The 20,901-nt window shown below is 72.0% G+C and carries 24 protein-coding genes; 16 read left to right on the forward strand and 8 right to left on the reverse strand.

Going from position 1 to position 20,901, the window contains the following annotated elements; genetic code table 11:
* From AB0H84_RS52190 to AB0H84_RS52210, 5 genes are all read left to right on the forward strand, one after another.
* Nucleotides 1–992 (forward strand): SGNH/GDSL hydrolase family protein (locus tag AB0H84_RS52190; RefSeq protein ID WP_357621892.1); only part of this gene is annotated, 992 nt, incomplete at its 5' end.
* Nucleotides 993–1,293: 301 nt separating this feature from the next.
* Complete coding sequence (locus AB0H84_RS52195) at nucleotides 1,294–1,914, forward strand: XRE family transcriptional regulator (RefSeq protein ID WP_357621895.1); 621 nt, start codon at nucleotides 1,294–1,296, stop codon at nucleotides 1,912–1,914.
* Nucleotides 1,907–3,490 (forward strand): pyridoxal-dependent decarboxylase, encoded by a 1,584-nt coding sequence (locus tag AB0H84_RS52200; protein WP_357621898.1) that lies wholly within the window; start codon nucleotides 1,907–1,909, stop codon nucleotides 3,488–3,490. The genes AB0H84_RS52195 and AB0H84_RS52200 overlap by 8 nt, the downstream gene beginning before the upstream one ends.
* Nucleotides 3,491–3,575: 85 nt before the next feature.
* The gene (locus tag AB0H84_RS52205; RefSeq protein WP_357621900.1) at nucleotides 3,576–3,992 is read left to right on the forward strand and encodes a CBS domain-containing protein; all 417 of its coding nucleotides are present in this window, start codon (nucleotides 3,576–3,578) and stop codon (nucleotides 3,990–3,992) included.
* Between the two features lie 10 nt (nucleotides 3,993–4,002).
* On the forward strand, nucleotides 4,003–4,392 hold the full coding sequence (locus AB0H84_RS52210; RefSeq protein WP_357621903.1) for an MmcQ/YjbR family DNA-binding protein: 390 nt from the start codon (nucleotides 4,003–4,005) through the stop codon (nucleotides 4,390–4,392).
* Nucleotides 4,393–4,418: 26 nt separating this feature from the next.
* Here AB0H84_RS52210 and AB0H84_RS52215 read toward each other — a convergent pair whose 3' ends face one another.
* The 3 genes from AB0H84_RS52215 to AB0H84_RS52225 are packed head-to-tail and all read right to left on the reverse strand — an operon-like array spanning nucleotide 4,419 to nucleotide 6,622.
* On the reverse strand, nucleotides 4,419–4,991 hold the full coding sequence (locus tag AB0H84_RS52215; RefSeq protein ID WP_357621905.1) for a hypothetical protein: 573 nt from the start codon (nucleotides 4,989–4,991) through the stop codon (nucleotides 4,419–4,421).
* A 33-nt stretch (nucleotides 4,992–5,024) separates the two neighbouring features.
* Nucleotides 5,025–5,750, reverse strand: a complete 726-nt coding sequence (locus tag AB0H84_RS52220; protein WP_357621908.1) for a LuxR C-terminal-related transcriptional regulator — start codon at nucleotides 5,748–5,750, stop codon at nucleotides 5,025–5,027.
* 17 nt (nucleotides 5,751–5,767) lie between these two features.
* Nucleotides 5,768–6,622 (reverse strand): hypothetical protein, encoded by an 855-nt coding sequence (locus tag AB0H84_RS52225; RefSeq protein WP_357621910.1) that lies wholly within the window; start codon nucleotides 6,620–6,622, stop codon nucleotides 5,768–5,770.
* A gap of 88 nt (nucleotides 6,623–6,710) precedes the next feature.
* Here AB0H84_RS52225 and AB0H84_RS52230 point away from each other — a divergent pair, with 88 nt between their 5' ends.
* The 10 genes from AB0H84_RS52230 (at nucleotide 6,711) to AB0H84_RS52275 (ending at nucleotide 14,678) form a co-directional block, all read left to right on the forward strand.
* Nucleotides 6,711–7,472, forward strand: coding sequence for a DeoR/GlpR family DNA-binding transcription regulator (locus AB0H84_RS52230; RefSeq protein WP_357621913.1), 762 nt, complete (start codon nucleotides 6,711–6,713; stop codon nucleotides 7,470–7,472).
* Nucleotides 7,469–8,467, forward strand: a complete 999-nt coding sequence (gene pfkB / locus AB0H84_RS52235) for a 1-phosphofructokinase (protein WP_357621916.1) — start codon at nucleotides 7,469–7,471, stop codon at nucleotides 8,465–8,467. The genes AB0H84_RS52230 and pfkB overlap by 4 nt, the downstream gene beginning before the upstream one ends.
* A gap of 33 nt (nucleotides 8,468–8,500) precedes the next feature.
* Nucleotides 8,501–9,646 (forward strand): PTS mannitol transporter subunit IICB, encoded by a 1,146-nt coding sequence (locus AB0H84_RS52240; protein ID WP_357621919.1) that lies wholly within the window; start codon nucleotides 8,501–8,503, stop codon nucleotides 9,644–9,646.
* Nucleotides 9,647–9,649: 3 nt separating this feature from the next.
* On the forward strand, nucleotides 9,650–9,958 hold the full coding sequence (locus AB0H84_RS52245; protein ID WP_357621922.1) for a PTS lactose transporter subunit IIB: 309 nt from the start codon (nucleotides 9,650–9,652) through the stop codon (nucleotides 9,956–9,958).
* Nucleotides 9,951–10,379, forward strand: a complete 429-nt coding sequence (locus tag AB0H84_RS52250) for a PTS sugar transporter subunit IIA (RefSeq protein ID WP_357621924.1) — start codon at nucleotides 9,951–9,953, stop codon at nucleotides 10,377–10,379. Before AB0H84_RS52245 ends, AB0H84_RS52250 begins: the two co-directional genes overlap by 8 nt.
* The gene (locus AB0H84_RS52255) at nucleotides 10,376–11,380 is read left to right on the forward strand and encodes a zinc-dependent dehydrogenase (RefSeq protein ID WP_357621927.1); all 1,005 of its coding nucleotides are present in this window, start codon (nucleotides 10,376–10,378) and stop codon (nucleotides 11,378–11,380) included. The genes AB0H84_RS52250 and AB0H84_RS52255 overlap by 4 nt, the downstream gene beginning before the upstream one ends.
* 10 nt (nucleotides 11,381–11,390) lie before the next feature.
* Complete coding sequence (locus AB0H84_RS52260) at nucleotides 11,391–11,672, forward strand: HPr family phosphocarrier protein (protein WP_357621930.1); 282 nt, start codon at nucleotides 11,391–11,393, stop codon at nucleotides 11,670–11,672.
* On the forward strand, nucleotides 11,665–13,359 hold the full coding sequence (gene ptsP, locus AB0H84_RS52265; protein ID WP_357621932.1) for a phosphoenolpyruvate--protein phosphotransferase: 1,695 nt from the start codon (nucleotides 11,665–11,667) through the stop codon (nucleotides 13,357–13,359). The genes AB0H84_RS52260 and ptsP overlap by 8 nt, the downstream gene beginning before the upstream one ends.
* A gap of 69 nt (nucleotides 13,360–13,428) precedes the next feature.
* Nucleotides 13,429–13,926 carry a SigE family RNA polymerase sigma factor gene (locus AB0H84_RS52270; RefSeq protein WP_357621935.1) on the forward strand — a complete coding sequence of 166 codons (498 nt, stop codon included), beginning with the start codon at nucleotides 13,429–13,431 and terminating at the stop codon, nucleotides 13,924–13,926.
* Entirely contained in the window at nucleotides 13,923–14,678 is a 756-nt protein-coding gene (locus AB0H84_RS52275; protein WP_357621938.1) for a hypothetical protein, read from the forward strand. The genes AB0H84_RS52270 and AB0H84_RS52275 overlap by 4 nt, the downstream gene beginning before the upstream one ends.
* 40 nt (nucleotides 14,679–14,718) lie before the next feature.
* Here the strand turns inward: AB0H84_RS52275 and AB0H84_RS52280 are convergent, their stop codons facing one another.
* The 5 genes from AB0H84_RS52280 to AB0H84_RS52300 form a co-directional block, all read right to left on the reverse strand.
* A complete protein-coding gene (locus AB0H84_RS52280) occupies nucleotides 14,719–15,435 on the reverse strand; it encodes a hypothetical protein (protein WP_357621941.1) in 717 nt (238 codons plus the stop codon).
* A 94-nt stretch (nucleotides 15,436–15,529) separates the two neighbouring features.
* Nucleotides 15,530–15,748, reverse strand: a complete 219-nt coding sequence (locus AB0H84_RS52285) for a hypothetical protein (protein WP_357621943.1) — start codon at nucleotides 15,746–15,748, stop codon at nucleotides 15,530–15,532.
* A gap of 141 nt (nucleotides 15,749–15,889) precedes the next feature.
* Nucleotides 15,890–18,376 (reverse strand): ATP-dependent Clp protease ATP-binding subunit, encoded by a 2,487-nt coding sequence (locus AB0H84_RS52290; RefSeq protein WP_357621945.1) that lies wholly within the window; start codon nucleotides 18,374–18,376, stop codon nucleotides 15,890–15,892.
* A gap of 76 nt (nucleotides 18,377–18,452) precedes the next feature.
* Entirely contained in the window at nucleotides 18,453–19,487 is a 1,035-nt protein-coding gene (locus tag AB0H84_RS52295; protein ID WP_357621948.1) for an aldo/keto reductase, read from the reverse strand.
* Nucleotides 19,488–19,492: 5 nt separating this feature from the next.
* Nucleotides 19,493–20,131: an SDR family oxidoreductase gene (locus AB0H84_RS52300; RefSeq protein WP_357621950.1), complete on the reverse strand. Its 639-nt coding sequence runs from the start codon at nucleotides 20,129–20,131 to the stop codon at nucleotides 19,493–19,495.
* Between the two features lie 24 nt (nucleotides 20,132–20,155).
* On the opposite strand from AB0H84_RS52300, the gene AB0H84_RS52305 reads away from it, so the two are divergent.
* Nucleotides 20,156–20,848, forward strand: a complete 693-nt coding sequence (locus AB0H84_RS52305; protein WP_357621953.1) for an HAD family hydrolase — start codon at nucleotides 20,156–20,158, stop codon at nucleotides 20,846–20,848.
* Nucleotides 20,849–20,901 lie beyond the last annotated feature (53 nt).

Consider the following 20,901-nt stretch of genomic DNA (forward strand, 5'->3'; position numbering starts at 1 on the left):
CCGTGAACGCCTCCCAGGCCGGCACGGCCACCGTCGCCATCCGGTACGCCAACGGCGCGACCACCAGCCGCCCCGCCGACGTGCTGGTCAACGGCACGCTCGCCCAGGCCGGCAGCGGCTTCGGTCCCACCGGCGCCTGGACGACGTGGGCCACCAAGACGCTGGCGGTCACCCTCAACGCCGGCGACAACACGATCAGGCTGAACCCGACCAGCGCCGACGGCCTGCCCAACATCGACTACCTCGACCTCGACCCAGGCGCCACCCCACCCCCAAGCAAGATCACGGTCTGGCTGGCCGGAGACTCCACCGTCGCCAACAGCTCCGGCAGCAACATCGTCGGCTGGGGCCGGGAACTCAGCCAGTACCTCACCGCCGACGCCACCGTGGTCAACAGCGCCGTGGGCGGGCGCAGCGTGCAGACCTGGCTGTACGAGTCCGCCGTCACCAGCAGCAAGAACTCCGCCGGGGAGTGCGTGCTCAGCTCCACCGCCTACGCCGCCCGCTGGCAGGCGATGCTGAACGCCTCCACCGGGATGAAGCCCGGCGACTACCTGTTCATCCAGTTCGGCATCAACGACGGCTCGGCCACCTGCCCGCGCCACGTCGGCTCGGCCCGGTACCGCGAACTGCTCACCGCCATGGTCCGCGCCACCCAGCAGCGCGGCGCGCACCCCGTACTGGTGACCCCGGTGGCCGCGCTGACCTGCAGCGGAAGCACGGCGACCGGCAACCGCGGATTCGTGACGGAGACCTTCGACGTCGGCACCGCCACCGGCACCCCGGTCATCGACCTGCACAAACTGAGCTACACCCTCTACAACAGCCTGCGCTTCTGCCCGTTCAACGGCGACTACACCTCCGGCCCCGTCGGCGCGTTCTTCGCCGACGACCACACCCACTTCGAAGCGGCCGGGGCCCGCCAGATCGCCGGCCTGGTCACCAAGGCGGTACGCGACCAGCAACTCCCGCTCACCGCCTACCTGCGGTGACAGTGGTCATCGACGATCTCATCGGTGGCGGCGGTGACGACGGCCCTGTCCGGCGCAGTTCCGCCGTCTGATCGCCGCACCCTACGCTCGCTGACGTGAGATCGCTGCACGGCTACGTCTTCCGGCCCTGTCGGGGCGGCGAGGACCACGGCGCCATGGCCGCTGCGCGGCTGGGATGCGCGGAGCGGGGCCGGATCGACGCCTGATCCGGCACGTCGTACGGCCACGCCTGCCGTGGCGCGAATCGGCATAACGTACGGCGATTCCGCTATCGCGGACAAACTACCGCTATAGTGGACATATGGAAGGCGAAGGGGTCCTGTCGAGCGGCCTGTCCATGGCCGAGCTGGGGCAGCGGATCCGCGCGGAACGGCGGGCGCGCGGGCTGACCGTCGAGCGGCTGGCCGCGCTGAGCGGCATCAGCCGGAGCATGGTCTCGGAGGTCGAACGGGGCGCCAAGACACCGACGGTGCTGGTGCTCGACCGGCTGGCCACGGCCCTCGGCACGTCGATCGCCCGGCTGCTCGACGAGCCCGCGCACGCGGCGATGCGGGTGCTGCGCCACGCCGAACAGCGCGTGCTACGCGACCCGTCGGGGTGGGAGCGGCGCGTGCTGTCGCCGGTGCTCGCGGACGTGGAGTTCGAGTTCATGCGCACGACCATCGGACCCGGCGTGGACGCGGGCGAGTTCGCGCCGCACGCGCCGGGGTCGCGGGAGTATCTCGCGGTCGAGCACGGCAGCCTGCGGCTGACGATCAACGGCAGGGCGTACGAGCTGGGGGCCGGTGACTCGGCGTACTATCCGGGCGACTGCCGCCACGCCTTCGCCAACGACGGCGCCGTGGACTGCGTCTACTACCTGGCCATGGAGCTGGGCGGCGCCGGGGAGCACGATCCTTGGAAGGAATCGCCCGATGGCTGACCGCGACCCGCACCTCGCAGCCGACGCGACCGCACGCCAGGAGCGCGCCGCCGATGCGACCGCACGCCCGGAGCGCGCCGCCGATGCGAGCACACCACAGGAGCGCGTCTCCGACGCGAGCGCACACCACGAGCGCCCCGGCGACGCGACCGCGCAGGGCATGCGCGTGACCGACGCGGCGGACAGCGGGCTGGGCAAGGTCGGGGCCGTGGCGGCGGCGATCGCGGCCGAGCACCTGGCCGGGCTCGGTGGGCGACCCGTGTGGCAGCCCGTGCCGGACGCCGAGCGGGCCTGGCTGAGCAGTCAGGAGCTGCCCGAGCGCGGCAGGCCGCTCGACGAGCTGCTCGAGGAGGCCCGTACCCGCATGCTGCCGTACCCGATGGGCAACGGCCACCCCCGCTTCTTCGGCTGGGTGAACTCCCCGCCCAACCCCGCCGGTGTGCTGGTCGAGCCGCTGGCCGCCGCCATGAACCCGAGCTGCGCCGGGGGCGACCACGCGGGGCCGCACCTGGAGCGGACGGTGGTGCGGTGGCTGGCCGAGCTGGTCGGGTTCCCGCACCCGCCCGGAGGCGGGCTGCTGACCAGCGGCGCGTCCATGGCCACCGTGATCTGCCTGGCCTCCGCCCGCCAGCGGGCGGCGCTCGCCGACGGCTGGGACGCCCGCGAGGAGGGCCTGTCCGGGCGGCCGCCCATGGTCCTGTACGTCACCGAGGAGGGCCACAGCTGCCTGCACAAGGCGGCCCAGCTCCTCGGCCTGGGATCGCGGCAGGTCCGCACGGTCCCGGTGGACGGCGCGTACCGGATGGACGTGGGCGCGCTCCGCACCATGATCGAGGAGGACCTCGGGCGGGGCCTGCGGCCGTTCTGCGTGGCGGGCAGCGCGGGCACCGTCAACTCCGGCGCGGTGGACCCGCTCGGCGAGATCGCCGACGTGGCGGCCGAGCACGGGCTCTGGTTCCACGTGGACGGCGCGTACGGGGCGCTCGGCGTGCTGGCCGACGGCGCGGCGCCGCACTACGCGGGGCTGGATCGGGCCGACTCGCTGGCCCTGGACCCGCACAAGTGGCTCGGTGTCCCGGTGGGCTGCGGCTGCGCGCTGCTGCGCGACCCTGGGGCGGCGCGGGCCGCGTTCAGCCTGGTGCCGTCGTACCTGATCGACGACAATGCGGGCGATCTGGGGTGGTTCTCCGAGTACGGGCCCGAGCAGACCCGCCCGTTCCGCGCGCTCAAGACCTGGGCGACGCTGTCGCACCTGGGCCGGTCCGGCGTCACGCGGCTGGTGAACCACACAGCGGGGCTGGCCCGCACGCTCGCCGCCATGGTCGAGGAGTCGGACGACTTCGAGCTCCTCTCCCCCGTCGTCACCTCGATCACCGCCTTCCGCTACCGCCCGGGGTCGGACGCGGTCAACCGGGCGATCCCGGGCGCGGTGCAGGCGCGCGGCAACGCGTTCATCACCGGCACCCGGCTGGGCGGCCGTCATGCGCTGCGGGCGTGTTTCCTGCACCCTGACACGACGGAGCGCGACCTGGCGGTCCTGCTCGACGAGATCCGCCTGGCGGCCAAGACCCTCTAGCGGAACGCAGAGACACGACAAAGTCCCGTGAGCCGTGTATCCGCCGGGGTAGAGGTCGGCTGGACCGATCTACCAGGAGGATCCCATGGCGAAGACCGTGGCCGATGTGATGACGTCCCACCCCGCGACGGTCGAGGCCGACCAGCCGGTGTCCGTCGCGGCGGCGCTGATGCGCGACAACGACGCGGGCGCCGTCATCGTCAACGACAACGGGCGGATGCGGGGCATCATCACCGACCGCGACATCACCGTGCGGGTCGTCGCGGCGGGCAAGGCCCCCGAGACGCCGGTGCGCGAGGCCTGCAGCCCCTCCGTCGAGGCCGTCGGCCCCGACGCCGGCATCGACCAGGCGGTCCAGCTCATGCGCTCGCACGCCGTGCGGCGCCTGCCGGTGGTCGAGGACGGCCGCGCGGTCGGCATCGTCAGCCTCGGCGACCTGGCCCTCGAGCGCGACCCCAACTCGGCGCTCGCCGACATTTCGGCCGCGGAGGGCAACCAGTAACGTTTGCCGCGTGGTCACAGTCGACGATGTACGCCAGTTCGCGCACACGCTCCCGCGCTCGTCGGAGCACCTGATCCGGGACCGGGTGAAGTTCCGGGTAGGCAGGATCGTCTACGTGGCGTTCTCGCGGGACGAGACGCTGATGGGCTTCGGGTTCCCGAAGGAGGAGCGCGCGGCGCTGGTGGCGGCCGAGCCGGACAAGTTCCTCATGCCGAGGGAGTCCGACCTGCGCTTCAACTGGGTGGTGGCACGCGTGGCCGCCCTTGACGTGGCCGAGATGCGGGAGCTGGTGCTGGAGGCCTGGCGGATGTGCGTGCCGAAGAAGGTGCGCCTGGAGCAGGAGGCTCTCCAAGCCGATGCTGGGAGAGGCTCCGGTACGGCTCGTTCGTCAGCGTGGTGATGCGCTCGTCCCGCTGGAGGCCTGGACTAGGCCGTCCGAGTCGTCACAGCGCGCCAACCGAAGAAGAGGGCGCCGATCAGCAGCACCACCCCGGACAGCACACCGCTGACGAACGGCACCCAGGCGACGGCGGCCGTCGAGGTCAGAACCAGGCCGCCGGTGCCGAGCAGGGTGAGCACCACCCCGGGCACGGCGATCCCCCAATCCTTCCAGATCGGTGCCAGTGCGATGAAATGCCCGCCAACCACCAGTGCCACCCACGCCACGTTGGCTTGCTCGGGACGTGCCAGGGCGGCCAGCACCCGAAGCCCGCCGAGGAGCAGGATCGCCTCGGCGGCGACGACGATCAGGTAACCGCGGCTGAACATGTTTCGCTGCGATCCCGCGGCGGGCCGCTCCCTCCGGGCCGTGGCGAACCACATGCCGATGACGCTCGCGGCCGCCAGGCAGGCGACTGCCCGCAGCAGGCTCACGGTCACGGCGTTCAGCGGGCTCTGCGCGTTGACAACGACGAAAATCGCGCCGAAGATCGCGCCGATCAGTAATCCAGTCATTCGTTGCACGACATCATTGAACGTCGCCCGGGATTCCGCCGGCATGGGGGCCAGGGCGAGATCGGGGTGGGCCTGGCACTACCTCACCGTGCCGCGCAGGTAGGCGAGCACCGCCAGCACCCGCCGGTTGTCGTCAGCGGTCTCGGGCAGCTCGAGCTTGGCGAACAGGCTGGCCACGTGCTTGCCGACGGCCGCCTCCGTGATCGACAGGGCGCGCGCGACGGCGCTGTTGGAGCGCCCCTCCGCGATCAGGGCGAGCACCTCACGTTCGCGGGCACTCAGCCTGCGCGTCGGCTCGTCGATCTCCCTGGCCGTCGCCCAGGTCCGCTCGAACAGGTCGATGAGGGCGGCGAGGAGACTCTGCTGCCTGATCACCAAAGTGCCCGGCGCGTAGGTGAAGGGGGTCATCCGCAGGAACGCCACAGCACGGTCGAAGATGAGCACCTGTTGAATCGGCTCGTCGACGACCCGGTGCAGGTCACCGGAGGCATGCAACTGCCTGATCCGGGCCGCCTTGCGAGGGTCGTCCAGCACGCTCGCGTGGACGATCGTGCGCATCGTCATGCCACGCTCCAGAGCATCGAGCACCCTGCGCCTGCTCTTCTGCTCCTGGGAGCCCTTCTCCACCGCGCTCAAAGGCTGCATGGCGCGCAACTCGCCGGCCGCGGGGACGACCTGCGCGATCTGCTCCCGGACGAGCGCGTCGTCATCCACCCGCTCGACGTCGACAGGGATTCCTCGTAGGTCACCCACCACCGCTTCCAGACGATGGACGAGCTGGGCCAACGACACGCTGTCGCCCATAGGTCTCCTTCCGCCGTCTAGGACAGGCCGCGGTACAGCTCGCTCGTCAGCGTGGTGATGCGCTTGACGGAGGCGCTCCACGCGCCGCCCGCCGGGTGTGCCGTCAGCACCGCCATGACGTACCGCTCGTTCTTGCCCACCAGCCCCGTCGTATGCAGCACGGGACGGCCGTAGTCGGGCACCCCCGAGCCGACGGCCCGCTGGGAGATCCACGAGATGGGCGCCCCGACGGCCCGGGCGTCGGAGCAGCGCGTGGGCGGGGTCGCGCCGAAGCCCGACCAGCCCTGCTTGACCGCCCACGGCCGCGGCGCCGCGTCGGGGATGCCGAACGTCTGGTCGAAGCCGTCCGTCCCGCACGGCGTGGACTGCCGCAGGTGGCCGAGGACCGTCTCTCTGACCCGGGCGTCGGCCCGGTCGAGCAGGTAGCGGTAGGTCCGCACGATGTCGTACGCGCTCAGCGAGGTGTAACCCCAGAACCCGGGCTTCGAGGCGGGCGGCGGCGCGGTGTCGGACAGGCCGAGCTTGCGCGCCATGCGCACGATGATCTGCCCCTTGCCGTCGCGGTCCCAGAACGTCGAGGCCGCGTCGTCGTCGCTGGAGCGCAGCATGACTTTCAGGAGCCGGGCGTCGGCGGCGGGCACGCTCGTGCGCCGCTCCAGGTAGTCGATCGCGATGAGGATCTTGACGACCGAGGCCGAGCGGAACTTCCTGTGCGCGTTCCGGGTGGCCACGAACTTGCCCGCCTGCCGGTCGAACACCAGCCACGACGCCGTGGTGCCGGCGGGGACCTTCGGAGCGGCGTAGGCGGGCGCGGCGAGCCCGGCAAGAAGGGGTACGGCCGCCGCCGCGGCGGCCAGGGGCTTGCTTCGCATCCGCCTATACCTACCAGCCCTTGACCGTCCAACGAAAACGGGTTCAAATAAAGCAGAAACCAACCCGAAACGGCGGTGAACCAACATCATGTACGCCGAGGAGCGGCAGCAGGAGATCCTGCGCAGGGCGCGCGCCGCGGGCCGCGTCGACGTGGTGACGCTGGCCGCCGAGCTCGACGTGACCACCGAGACGATCCGCCGCGACCTGACGTCGCTGGAGCGGGCGGGCGTGCTGCGCCGGGTGCACGGGGGCGCCATCCCCGTGGAGCGCCTCGGGTTCGAGCCCGCGCTGGCCGCCCGCGACGAGGTGCTGACCGCCGAGAAGGAGCGCATCGCCAAGGCCGCGCTGGCCGAGCTCCCCGAGGACGGTTCCGTGATCATCGACGCGGGCACCACCACGGGCCGCCTGGTCCAGGTGCTGCCCGCCGACCGCGAGCTCACCGTCGTGGTGAACTCCCCGCCGCTGGCCACCGCGCTGGCCGCCCGCGCCAACCTGCACGTGATCATGCTGGGTGGCCGGGTACGCGGCAAGACCCTGGCGACGGTCGACGACTGGGCGCTGCGCCCGCTGGCCGGCCTCAACGTGGACGTGGCCTTCATGGCGACCAACGGCTGCTCGCTCACCCGGGGGCTGACCACGCCCGACCCGGCGGAGGCGGCGATCAAGCGGGCCATGGTCAAGGCCGCGCAGCGCAGCGTGCTGCTGGCCGACCACACGAAGTTCACGAACACGTACCTGGCGAGATTCGCCGAGCTGGGCGAGATCGACGTGGTCATCTCCGACACCGGGCTGGACGTCGCCCTGGCCGCCGACCTCGCGGCGGCGGGGCCGGAGGTGATCAGGGCATGATCCTCACCCTGACGCTCAACCCGAGCCTCGACCGCACCATCGAGATCGCCGCGCTCGACCGGGGCGCGGTCATCCGCGCCGCCGCCGCCCGCCTGGACCCCGGCGGCAAGGGCGTGAACGTCTCACGCGCCCTGCTGGCCAACGCCGTGGCGAGCCGGGCGGTGGTGCCGTTCGGCGGCGACGAGGGCAGGCAGCTCGTACGGCTCCTCGCGGCGGAGGGGCTCGACATGGTCACCGTCCCGGTGGCCGGCCCGACCAGGTCGAACGTCACGCTGGCCGAACCCGACGGCACCATCACCAAGATCAACGAGCCCGGCACGGCGCTGTCGGCCGGAGAGCTGGACACGATCGCCGACGCCGTGCTCGACGCCGCCCACGACGCCTCCAACGGGGCCGACTGGGTGGTCGCCTCGGGCAGCCTGCCCCCGCAGGTCCCGGCCGACGTCTACGCCCGGCTGTGCCGCCGGTTCGCGGGGGCCGGCATCCACGTGGCGGTCGACACCAGCGGCCCGGCGCTCGCCAGCGCGCTCGGCGCCGCGCCCGCGCTGGTCAAGCCGAACCTCGAGGAGCTCTCCGGCGCCACCGGCATGCCCATCCGCCGCCTGGGCGACGTCGTCGAGGCCGCCGGCAAGCTGCGGGCCGCGGGCGCGCGCGCCGTGCTGGCCAGCCTGGGCGCCGACGGCGCCGTCCTCGTCGAGGACCAGGGCATCTGGTACGGCGAGGCCCCGGTCACCGGGCCGCGCAGCTCGGTCGGCGCCGGCGACGCCATGCTGGCCGGTTTCCTCGCCGGCGGCGGGCACGGCCCCCGGGCGCTGGCGCGGGCGCTGGCCTGGGGCGCCGCGGCGGTCCGCCTGCCCGGCAGCCGCATGCCGGGCCCTGCTGACATCGGCGCCGCCGGCATCGACGCCGCGGCCGTCACCGTCGGCCCGCCGGACCCGTCCCGGCTCCTCACCACCTCCTCCGCAGGCACCCACCTCACCCAGCACAGCGGCTGATCAACTGCTCATCCCCCCGAAGGAGCACGTCCCATGGCCGACAGTTACACTCCCCCGGTCACCGGAACCGGTGTCAAGGCCACCATCCAGCGCATCGGCGGCCACCTGGCCGGCATGATCATGCCGAACATCGGCGCGTTCATCGCCTGGGGCCTGATCACCGCGCTCTTCATCCCGACCGGCTGGCTGCCCAACGAGACGCTCGCCAAGATGGTCAGCCCGATCATCTCGACCCTGCTGCCGATCCTCATCGCCTACACCGGCGGCCGGATGGTGCACGGGCAGCGCGGCGCGGTCGTGGGCGCGGTGGCGGTGATGGGCGTCGTGGTGGGCACGGAGGCCCCGATGTTCCTCGGCGCCATGATCATCGGCCCGCTCACCGCCCTGATCCTGAAATATGTGGACAAGTTCACGGAGGAGCGGACCAAGGCCGGGTTCGAGATGCTCGTGGACAACTTCTCCGCGGGCATCGTGGGCGGCGCCATGGCCGTGGTCGGGATGCTCGGCATCGGCCCGATCGTCCAGACGGTCACCACCGCCGCAGGCCACGCGGTCAGCTGGCTGATCGGCCACAACCTGCTCCCGGTGGCCTCCGTGCTGATCGAGCCCGCCAAGGTGCTGTTCCTGAACAACGCCATCAACCACGGCGTGCTCGGCCCGCTCGGCGTCGCCCAGGCGGCGGAGACGGGCAAGTCGATCCTGTTCATGCTGGAGTCGAACCCCGGGCCCGGCCTCGGCCTGCTGCTGGCGTACCTGCTGTTCGGCCCGCGCCAGCTGCGCCCGAGCGTGCCCGCGGCGATGATCATCCACTTCTTCGGCGGGATCCACGAGATCTACTTCCCGTACGTGCTCATGAAGCCCCGGCTCATCCTGGCCGTCATCGCGGGCGGCGCGGCCGGGGTGTTCACGTTCATGGTCACCGGGGCCGGCCTGGTCGCCACGCCGTCGCCCGGCAGCATCTTCGCCTACATCGCGGTCACCCCGAAGGGCGGCTGGCTCGGCTCCAGCCTGGGGATCCTCGTGGCCGCGGGCGTGTCGTTCGCCGTCGCCGCGATCCTGCTCGGCTTCGGCAGGGGCGAGCGGAAGGACGAACCCGAGGGCTCGCAGGAAGCCGTCACCGAATCCGCCACCGAAACCGCCGCCGAATCCGCCACCAACACCGCCAACAGGGAGGCCTGACCCATGGCCGGCATCGACAGCAAGGACATCCGCAAGATCATCGTGGCCTGCGACGCGGGCATGGGCAGCAGCGTGATGCTCGCCTCCACACTGCGCAAGCAGCTCAAGGCGACCGGCGTCACCGTCGAGCACACGCCCGTGAACTCCATCCCCGACGACGCCGACGTGGTCCTCTGCCACGCCGGGCTCGCCGACCGCGCCAGGGCCGCCGCCCCCGGGAAGGTGCTGGTGCCGTTCCAGATCTTCCTGGGGGACCCCGCCGTGACCAAGCTGATCAACACCATCAAGAACGGCGGCACCGTCGATGCGTGACGGCCTGCTCGACCCGCGGGCCGTGCTGCTGCACGAGAGCGCCCCCGACCGCGCCGCGGCCATCCGCCGGTGCGGGCGGGCGCTGGTCGAGGTGGGGGCGGTCGCGGAGCCGTACATCGAGGCGATGCTCGAGCGGGAGCGGACGATCTCCACGTACGTCGGCGAGGGCGTGGCCATCCCGCACGGGACGAACGCCTCCAAGGAGGATGTCAGGCGGGACGCCATCTGCGTGGTGCGCTTCCCCGGCGGCGTCGACTGGGACGGCGAGCGGGTCACGCTCTGCGTCGGCATCGCGGCCAAGGACGACGGGCACGTGCCGCTGCTGGCGGCGCTGGCCGAGATCCTGCTCGACCCCGACCGCGCCAGGGCGCTGCGCGAGGCCACGGAGGTCTCTGAGGTGATGAAGGAGCTTGCCGCATGAAGGTCGCCAGATTCCACGCCCCCGGCGACATCAGGATCGAGGACGCGCCCGAGCCCGCCGCCGGGCCGGGCGAGCTGAAGATCCGTGTACGGAACTGCTCGACGTGCGGCACCGACGCCAAGATCCTCAAGTTCGGGCACCACCACATCAGGCCGCCCCGCGTGATGGGCCACGAGATCGCCGGCGAGGTCGTGGAGACGGGCGAGCGGGTGCAGGTGATCGCCGCGATCCCGTGCGGCACGTGCCCCGAGTGCCGGCGGGGGCGCCTGACGGTCTGCCCCAACCAGGAGTCGATGGGCTACCACTACGACGGCGGCTTCGCCGAGTACATGGTGATCCCCGCCAAGGTGCTGGCCGTGAACGGCGTCAACGCCATCCCTCCCGGCGTCGGCTTCGCGGAGGCGTCGGTGGCCGAGCCCCTCGCCTGCGTGCTGAACGGCCAGTCGCTGGCACGCGTGGGCGCGGGCGACGACGTGGTGGTGATGGGCGCGGGGCCGATCGGCTGCCTGCACGTGCGCCTGGCGCGGGCGCGCGGCGCCGCCCGGGTCTTCCTCGTGGACGTCAACGCGCAGCGGCTGGCGATGGCCTCCGAACTGGTACGCCCCGACGCCGCGATCGACGCCGACCCCGTCGAGCAGGTGCTCAAGCTGACCGGCGGGCGCGGCGCCGACGTGGTGATCACGGCGGCGGCCTCGGGCGCGGCGCAGGAGCAGGCGGTGCGGATGGCGGCCAGGCAGGGGCGGATCAGCTTCTTCGGCGGCCTGCCCAAGGACGATCCGCTCGTCACGCTCGACTCGAACCTCGTGCACTACCGCGAGCTCACCATCGTCGGCGCCAACGGCTCCAGCCCCGCCCACAACGCGGAAGCGCTGCGGCTGGTGGCCTCCGGCGACGTGGTGGTCTCCGACCTCATCACCCACCGGCTGCCGCTGCCCCAGGTGCTCGACGGGATCGACCTCGTCAGCCGGGGCGCGGCCATCAAGGTCACAATTGAACCCTAGGAGGTGCGGGATGGCACATCGAACGGTGGTCGTGGCCTCTGCCGGCGGCCTGCACGCCCGGCCGGCCAAGCTGTTCGTGCAGGCGGCGGCGCGGCTCGGGGTGCCGGTGACGGTGCGGCTCGGGGAGAAGGCGGTGCCCGCGAAGAGCATGCTCGGGGTGCTGTCGCTGGGGGCCGGGCACGGCGCGGAGGTGACGCTGGAGGCGGACGGGCCGGGGGCCGAGGAGGCGCTGGACTCGCTGGTGGCGCTGCTCTCGCGCGACCTGGACGCGGAAGAGGCCCTCGATGCCTGAGCCCTCGACACCTGAGCCCTCGACACCTGAGCCCTCCGGGTTTCTCACCGGCCTCGGGGTGAGCCGGGGGCGCGCGGCGGGACCTGCGATCCGGATGGCCGCCCCTCCGACGCTGCCCCCGCCACGCCCCGCCACCGACCACGCCACCGACCACGCCGCCGACCACGCCGCCGAGGCGGCCATCGTCGCCCAGGCCCTGGCGGCGGTCGCGGCCGACCTCACCCAGCGCGCCACCGCCGCCGGACGCGCCACCGGACGCGCCACCGCCGCCGGACACGCCGACGGCACGGCCGCCGAGGCGGCGGAGATCCTCGAGGCGCTGGCCATGATCGCCGAGGACCCCGTGCTCCTGGAGGACGCCGAGCGGCGGGCACGGGAGGGGATGGACGCCGCCCGCGCCCTGGACGCGGCCTTCGCCGAGCACCGGGACGCGCTGGCGGCGCTCGGCGGGTACATGGCCGAGCGGGCCGCCGACCTCGACGACCTCAGGCACCGGGCGGTGGCGTTCGCGCTGGGCCTGCCCATGCCCGGCCTGCCCGCCCCCGGCCACCCGTACGTGCTGGTGGCCGAGGACCTCTCCCCCGCCGACACCGCCGGGCTGGGCCCGGACGTCCTGGCGCTGGTCACCGAGCGGGGCGGCCCGACGAGCCACACCGCGATCCTGGCCCGTGGCCGGGGCCTTCCCGCGGTCGTGGCGTGCGCGGGGATCATGGACGTCCCCGACGGCACGGTCGTCGGCGTGGACGGCGGCACCGGCGAGGTCGCCGTCGGGCTCACCGACGAGCAGGCGGCCGAGGTCAGGGAGGGCGACCGCGCCGATCGGGCCAGGCTGGCGGCAGGCAGCGGCCCGGGCCGGACGAAGGACGGCCACCCGGTCAAGCTGCTGCTCAACATCGGCTCCGCCAAGGACCTGCGGCCGGACGCGGAGGGGGTCGGGCTGTTCCGGACGGAGTTCCTCTTCCTCGACCGGACGACGGCGCCGTCGTTCGAGGAGCAGGTGGCCGCGTACGCGGAGGTGTTCGCGCAGGCGGAGAGCGTGATCGTGCGGACGCTCGACGCGGGCACCGACAAGCCGCTGCCGTTCCTCGGCCTCCCCGCGGAGCCGAACCCGGCCCTGGGCGTGCGCGGCCTGCGCGTGGACCGCCTGCTGCCGGACGTACTGGACACCCAGCTCGACGCGATCGCCGAGGCGGCCCGCAAGACGGGCGCCGAGGCGTGGGTGATGGCGCCCATGGTCACCACCGTGGCCGAGGCGAGCGGGTTCGTGCGGCGGGCGAGAGCCCGCGGCATCGCCCGGGTGGGCGCGATGGTGGAGGTCCCGGCGGCGGCGCTGCGGGCCGGGCGGCTGCTGCGGGAGGTGGACTTCCTCAGCATCGGCACCAACGACCTGGCCCAGTACACGTTCGCCGCCGACCGCCAGCACTCCGCCCTTGCCGACCTGCTCGACCCGCGCCAGCCCGCGCTGCTGCAGCTGATCGCCATGTGCGCCGAGGCCGGGCAGGAGGCGGGCAAGCCGGTCGGGGTGTGCGGGGAGGCGGCCGGCGACCCGCTGCTCGCGCCCCTGCTGGTGGGGCTCGGCGTGACGAGCCTGTCCATGGCCCCCGTGTGCGTGCCCGCCGTACGGGAGGCGCTGGCGGGGCTCACCCTGGCGGAGTGCCGCGACCGCGCCCTTGCCGCCCTGTCCTGAGGTCCTGTCACCCGGACCGCCCCTCCAACCGGTAGTAAACCGTGACGGGGAACGGATCTGGAGGACGCGATGGCGGATGAGTTCGCCGAATATGTCGGGCAACGACACGAGCGGTTGTGCCGTACGGCGTACCTGCTGACCCGGGACTGGCAGGCGGCCGAGGACCTGGTGCAGACGGCGCTGGTCAAGGCCTGGACGGCGTGGCGCAGGATCGGGGACGACCCCGACCCGTACGTGTACCGGATCCTCGTCAACACGCACGCCTCCTGGTGGCGGCGGCGCTGGAGAGGAGAGCTGCCGACCGAGGAGCTGCCCGAGGGCCCGGCCGAGCCGGAGTTCGAGACGGGCGTCGCGCGGCGCTCGGCCCTCTGGGCGGCGGTCGGCGGCCTGCCGGCCCGGCAACGCGCGGCGCTCGTCCTGCGCTACTTCGACGATCTGACCCCGGATCAGGTGGCCGACGTGCTCGGATGCTCGGTCGGCAGTGTGAAGAAACAGCTGAGCAGGGCACTGGCGCGGCTTCGCGTGGATCCCGCACTGGACGACCTGAAGCTGGAGGCGCTTCGATGACTCAGTACACCGAGGACGACCTGCGTGCGGTGTTCGCCGAGAACAGCGTCCGCGAGGGCGGGCCGGCTCCCCTGGTGAGCGAGATCAGGCGACGGGGAGCCAGGACGCGCCTGCGCCGGCGGGTGGCGGCGGGGGCGGCTGTGGCGGCGGCTGCCGCGGCGGTTGTCTCCCTGGCCGGCGTGCCGTGGCCCGGCGCGAACCTCGGCGAGCCGGCCACCGGCGTCACGGCGCACTTCCTGGAGGGAGTCGAACTGCCGCGGACAGTGGGGAGCCGGTACGGGCCGGTGTCGTTGATCTACGGGCAGTCCTACCGGTCCGTGGGGGAAAGCGTACGTATCACGTTCCGGCCGACCAGCGTCCACACGGGGATCGGGATCCGGTGCGCCGACCCGAAGGGGTGGGTCCTGGTCAGGGACGCGCAGGGCAGGTGGAATGATCTCACCCCGTGCGTACGGCTGGGCCCGGGTCTCCAGGTCCAGTACGACCAGACGTCGGTGACACCGGACTGGCTGCGGGCCCCGCAGACTCTCGAGGTCTGGGTCTTCCCCGCCGACGCGCCGATCGGATCGGCCGGGCTGGCTGAGAAGTGCGCCCTCGCCGACCGGCGGGCGGGCAGGTGCGACGGACCGTGGGATCGCGAGGCGATCATCGCGATGCCGGAGCGCCTGGCGGCCGAGACCGGCCCTCGGCGGGGTCTCTGGTCGGTCGGAGTCTACGACCAGGAGCCTCGCCCCGGCCCGGGCGGTGCGTGATGCCTGCCGTTCTGTCCGCCTCAGGGAGTCCTTCGCCTGATCATTTAGCCCATCGCGGGCAGAACTCCACATGGAACTGGTCCCAGTCGTGCTCCTCCAGTTCCGGCCAGTCGTAGAGGTTGCGGCAGACGTGGTAATTGCAGGCGCCGGGCACGTAATGCCGCGTCGCGGCGTGGGGTGGCCCGTCCTTGGTGACGGCGAAGATCTCCTGTGCCGCCTCCCGGAACGCCGTCGTGCCGCCCGTCAGGAACAGGGTCTCGGCGTAGAGGGCCTGGTGGAGCAGGTTGCCGTGCTTCGGATCGCTTCGCACTGAGGTGTTCGGCCCGTGGTCGGCCGGCAGGTCTCTTGCCGGGATGCTTGCCGTGCGCAGCTCTCGGGGAGCGTTCCCCGCGTTGCAGCGCTCCCGCAGTTGCTTCCACCGTGAGGGCTGGAACTGCACCGCGCGATGGGCCAGCACGAGGTCGAGCCGCTTCTCGTCGTCCCAGCCGACCCCGGGAGCGGTCGGCGTGGTGCGCATCGGCAGGTAGATCAGGGATCGCGGGGATCGCGCCGCGAGCAGCATCAGAGTGCCGATGCGTCGGCCGTCCGTCCGGTCCACATACATCTCGTAGCAATCTCGGGCCTGGTAGAGCGCCCCGTTCTGCAACGGTCCAGCCGGTCGGATCACCCGGAAATCCGTGCCGCCGAGCCGCCCACGCTGGACGGCGACCTTCAGCCTCAGGTCGTCGCGTGTAAGGGCGGCTCGCGAAGCAGCCATCCAGATGTCTCCTCCTCAGCGGTGAACTCTCATACCGGATTGTCCCGATCATGGACGAGGAGGACCACATGTTTCCTGGCAGACGCCTGCCTGATCATCGCCACCACTGCTGGTTCCACGGGCCGCAGTCCCACAGCTGAACGATCCCGCCGTTCCCGCCCGTGTTCGTGTCCGCGTCCAGGCACCGCTGGAAACGCACGTTGTAGAAGTGCCGCACGGACAGCGCCGCCTTCGCAGGCTCCGCCGACGCCGTACCGGTGCCGGCGAGGAGCAGCGCCAGCGTCGTACTGAACACCCGGGCCGCCAGTTTCATGGCATTTCCCCTTTGCATGGAATTGGTGGAAGTCGAATGCCGCAAACCCAATATGGTCCGCGTGCGTCTCTCCACCCATCCCGATAATTAGGGGGTCCGCCACGGCTCGATCGCCGTTATTCTGATGGCCGCCGGGAACCGTCAGCCGACCGGTTCCGGGGCGGTGGCGCGGAAGACGAGGTGGTCGCCCTCGACGTCCACCGTGACCGTGCCGCCCTCCGTGACCTCGCCGGTCAGCAGCATCGTGGAGAGCCGGTTGTCCACTTCCCGCTGCACCGTGCGGCGCAGCGGCCGGGCGCCGAACTCGGGCTGGTAGCCGCGCTCGGCCAGCCAGTCCTTGGCCGCCTCCGTGACCTCCAGCGTGACCGCCTGGCCGCGCAGGCGCTGGCGGGTGCGTTCCAGCATCAGGTCCACGATCTGGCGGAGCTGGTCGCGTTCCAGCCGCTGGAAGACGATCGTCTCGTCGATGCGGTTGAGCAGCTCCGGACGGAGCGAGTGCCGCAGCACGTCCATGAGCCGCTCCTCGAGCTCCTTGGCGGCGCCGGACCACTCCAGGACGATCTGGGCGCCGAGGTTGCTCGTCATGATCACGATCGTGTTGGTGAAGTCCACCGTGCGGCCCTGGCCGTCGGTGAGCCGGCCGTCGTCGAGCATCTGCAGCAGGATGTTCATGACGTCCGGGTGGGCCTTCTCGATCTCGTCCAGCAGGAGCACGCCGTGCGGGCGGCGGCGGACGGCCTCGGTGAGCTGGCCCGCCTCCTCGTACCCGACATATCCGGGCGGCGCGCCGATGAGGCGGGAGACCGTGTGCCGCTCCTGGAACTCGCTCATGTCGATGCGGACCATGTGCTCCTCGCCGCCGAACAGCGCCGCGGCGAGCGCCCTGGCCAGCTCCGTCTTGCCGACGCCGGTCGGGCCGAGGAACAGGAAGCTGCCGATCGGGCGGTCCGGATCCTTCAGCCCCGCCCTGGCCCTGCGTACGGCCTCCGCGATGGCGGTGACGGCCTCGTCCTGGCCGATCACCCGCTCGTGCAGGTGCTCCTCCAGGCGCATCAGGCGCTCGCGCTCCTGCTGGGTGAGCTGGGTGACCGGGATGCCGGTACGGCGGGAGACCACCTCGGCGATGTCCTCCACCGTGACCAGGGGCACGGAGTCCGTCCCCTGCCTGGCGCGCTCCAGCTCCGGCCTGACCTTGTCGATCTGCGTCGTGAGCTCCTTGGCGCGGTCGAAGTTGTCGGAGGAGATGGCCTGGTCCTTGTCACGGCGCAGCGCGTCGAGCCGCTCCTCCAGCTCGCGGACGTCCGCGCCGGGCGTGCGCGAGCGCAGCCGCACGCGGGCGCCGGCCTGGTCCATGAGGTCGATGGCCTTGTCGGGCAGGAACCGGTCGGCGATGTAGCGGTCGGACAGGGTCGCGGCCGCGTCCAGGGCCTCGTCGGTGATGCGGACCTGGTGGTGCGCCTCGTAGGCGTCCCGCAGCCCGGCCAGGATCTGGACCGTCTCCTCCACGGTCGGCTCGGCGACCAGGATGGGCTGGAAGCGGCGCTCGAGCGCGGCGTCCTTCTCGATGTTCTTGCGGTACTCGTCGATCGTGGTGGCCGCGATGACGTGCAGTTCGCCGCGGGCCAGGGCGGGCTTGAGGATGTTGGCCGCGTCCATGGCCCCCTCGGCGGCGCCCGCCCCGACCAGGTTGTGCACCTCGTCGATGAAGACGATGACCTCGTCGGAGTGGGCGCGCACCTCGTCGATGACCTTCTTGATGCGCTCCTCGAACTCGCCCCGGTACTTCGTCCCGGCCACCATCCCGGTCAGGTCGAGGCCGACGACGCGCCGGTCCTTAAGCGGGTCGGGGACGCCGCCGTTCACGATGCGCTGGGCGATGCCCTCGACGATCGCGGTCTTGCCGACGCCCGGCTCGCCGATCAGGCACGGGTTGTTCTTGGTACGGCGTGACAGCACCTCGATGGCCTGCTCGATCTCGTCCTCGCGGCCGACGACCGGGTCGATCCTGCCCTGCCGGGCCTCTTCCGTGATGTCCCGTCCGTACTCGTCGAGCGTCGGCGTGTCGCTCGGGCGGCGACCGCCGTCCCCGCGCGCCCTGTGCGGGCCGGCCATCATGGCGTCCTGCAGCTCGTTCGCGGAGACGCCCTGCTCCTGCAGGAGGCGGGCGGCGACGGAGTCGGGGTTGGCGGCGACGGCGAGCAGCAGGTGCTCGGGCCCGATGTACGACGACCGCAGGGCGCGGGCGATCCGCTGGGCGTCGAGGATGGCCCTCTTGGCCGCCGGCGAGAGCGTCGTGGGCGGCTCCCCGGCCTGGCCCGGCCCGCCCAGGTCGTCGATGCGGTCGCGCAGCCTGCCCGGGTCCACGCCGGCCGTGCTCAGCATCGAGCGGACCGCGTCGTCCTCGAGCAACGCGTCGAGAATGTCCAGGACGTCCAGGTCGGGCGCGCCACGCTCGCCCGCCGCGTCCAGGCCCCGGCGCAGGACCTCCCTCGCCGAGGCGGACAGCAGCCTGCCCACGTCCACGCGCTGCACGCCGGGCCGGGCCGGCGGCCAGGACTCCATGCCGCCGAACACCCGGCCCGTGAGCTCTTCGAACCCCCTGAACGGGTCCCCGCCGAAGAATGACATCGAAGTCCCCCTCACTTCAGGGGACCCCTACCGCCGATGCCGGAAGCCACACCCCCAGAATCGGCAAAGCATCAGGTCAGGGACGTCTGCGGAGGGTCGCGTCGGCCAGTTGCGGCGGCTGCCACCCCCGGTCGGCGGGGTTGAGCGTGACGCCGGGCGGGACGATCTCGTCGATGCGGTTCAGCACGTCGTCCGACAGGCGCACCTCCGCGGCCGTCAGCTGGCCCTCCAGGTGCTCCATGGTGCGCGGCCCGATGATGGCGGAGGTCACTCCGGGATGTCGGATCGTGAACGCGATCGCCAGCTCGACCAGCGTGACGCCGGCCTCCTCTGCCAGCACGGCGAGCTGCTCCACCGCGTCCAGCTTGCGCTGGTTGACCTCCTTGGTCATGTCGTACCGCTCGGGCAGCCGCTGCGCCCTGATCGTCTGCGGCGCGTCCTGCCCCTTGCGGTAGCGGCCGCTCAGCCAGCCGCCGGCGAGCGGGCTCCACACGATGACGCCCATGCCGTACTTCTGGGTCACGGGCAGCACGTCGGCCTCGATGCCGCGCACGAGCAGCGAGTAAGGCGGCTGCTCGCACACGAACCGCTCGAGCGAGCGCCGCTCCGACGCCCACTGCGACTCGACGATCTGGTGCGCGGGGAAGGTGGAGCTGCCGATGTAGCGGACCTTGCCCTGGCGTACGAGGTCGGTGAGCGCGCCGAGGGTCTCCTCGATGTCGGTGTCCGGGTCGGGCCGGTGGATCTGGTAGAGGTCGATCCAGTCGGTGCCGAGGCGGCGCAGGCTGTTCTCGACCTCCTGGATGATCCAGCGGCGGGAGTTGCCCCGCTGGTTGGGGCCCTCTCCCATGGCGCCGTGCACCTTGGTGGCCAGCACCACGTCGTCGCGCTTGCCCGACTTGGCCAGCGCCTGGCCGACGAACTCCTCCGACACGCCCTGGGAGTAGACGTCGGCGGTGTCGATGAAGTTGATGCCGGCGTCGAAGGCGCGGTCGATGATCTTGGCGGCCTGTCCGGGGTCGGACTCGCCCCATCCGCCGAACATCATCGCCCCGAGGCAGAGCGGGCTCACCTTCAGTCCGGTACGTCCAAGTACGCGATATTCAGTCACAAGCATCACTCTGTCGCAACAAGGTCGATGATGGGAGTTTCCCCCGAGACGAGTTCCAGCGTGCGGCGGGCCGTACCCGGTGCTTCGAGCAGGGCCATGATGACGGCGGCCACATCGTCGCGCGGCACCGACCCCGGCGGGACCTCGGGCGCCAGCCGGACCAGGCCCGTGCCGGGCTCGTCGGTCAGCCGTCCCGGCCTCAGGATCGTCCAGGCGAGGTCGCGGGCCCGCAGGTCCTCCTCGGCCTCGGTCTTGGCCCTGATGTACGCGGCCCACACCTCGTCGCCGCCCCTCGGCGGCTTGCCCGCGCCCATGGACGAGATCTGGATGAACCTCCGGACCCCGGCCCGCTCCGCCGCGTCGGCCATCAGCACGGACGCGGCCCGGTCCACGGTGTCCTTGCGGGCCGCGCCGCTGCCTGGCCCGGCGCCGGCCGCGAAGACCACGGCGTCGGCCCCCGCCACGATCGCCGCCACCTCGTCGAGGGTCGCCCGCTCCAGGTCGCACACGACGGCCTCGGCCTCGGTGGCCTCGACGTCGGCGACATGAGCGGGATTACGTACGATGCCGACCGCGCCCGACTTGAGGCGTTCCGCCAGCTTGAGCGCGATCTTCCCGTGCCCACCCGCGATGATGATCCGCATAGTCGTCCATGGTGTCATGGACGCATGAGCGAGTTCCCTGAGGCCCCGACCCCCGCGTTCCTCTTCGACCTGGACGGCACTCTGATCGACAGCGTCTACCAGCACGTGATCGCGTGGCGGCAGGCGCTGTCGAGCATGGGGATCGACCTGTCGGTGTGGCGGATCCACCGGCGCATCGGCATGAGCGGCGGCCTGTTCGTCAGCGCGCTGCTGCGCGAGACCGGGCTGAAGCTGACGCGGGAGCAGATCGACCAGTTGCAGACCACGCACATGGAGGCGTACGAGCAGCAGGTGCACTCCGTGCGGCCGCTGCCGGGCGCGGCCGAGCTGCTGTCGGAGCTGACCTCGCGCGGCGTGCCGTGGGCCATCGCCACCAGCGGCTACGCCCGCACCGCGCGGCTGGCGCTGGGCATGCTGGGACTGCCGGAGGACACCCCCATGATCACCCGCGACATGGTCCGCAGGGCGAAGCCGGACCCCGACCTGTTCCTGGCCGGGGCGGCACTGGTGCACGTGGACCCCGCGCATGCCATGGTGGTGGGCGACAGCGTCTGGGACCTGCTCGCCGCCCGCCGGGCCGGCGCGCTGGGCATCGGGCTGCAGTCCGGTGGGTACGGCAGGGACGAGCTCGAACGTGCGGGGGCGTTCAGGGTGTACGCCGATCCGGCTGACATGCTGGACAGGCTGGACGAACTGGGCGTACGGCAGAGCGACTGATAGTGGAATATCCCGCGGAACCACCGGGCTTGATCATGCGTATCCCCCACAAA

It is taken from the genome of Nonomuraea sp. NPDC050786, assembly GCF_040654115.1.
Lineage (GTDB): Bacteria > Actinomycetota > Actinomycetes > Streptosporangiales > Streptosporangiaceae > Nonomuraea.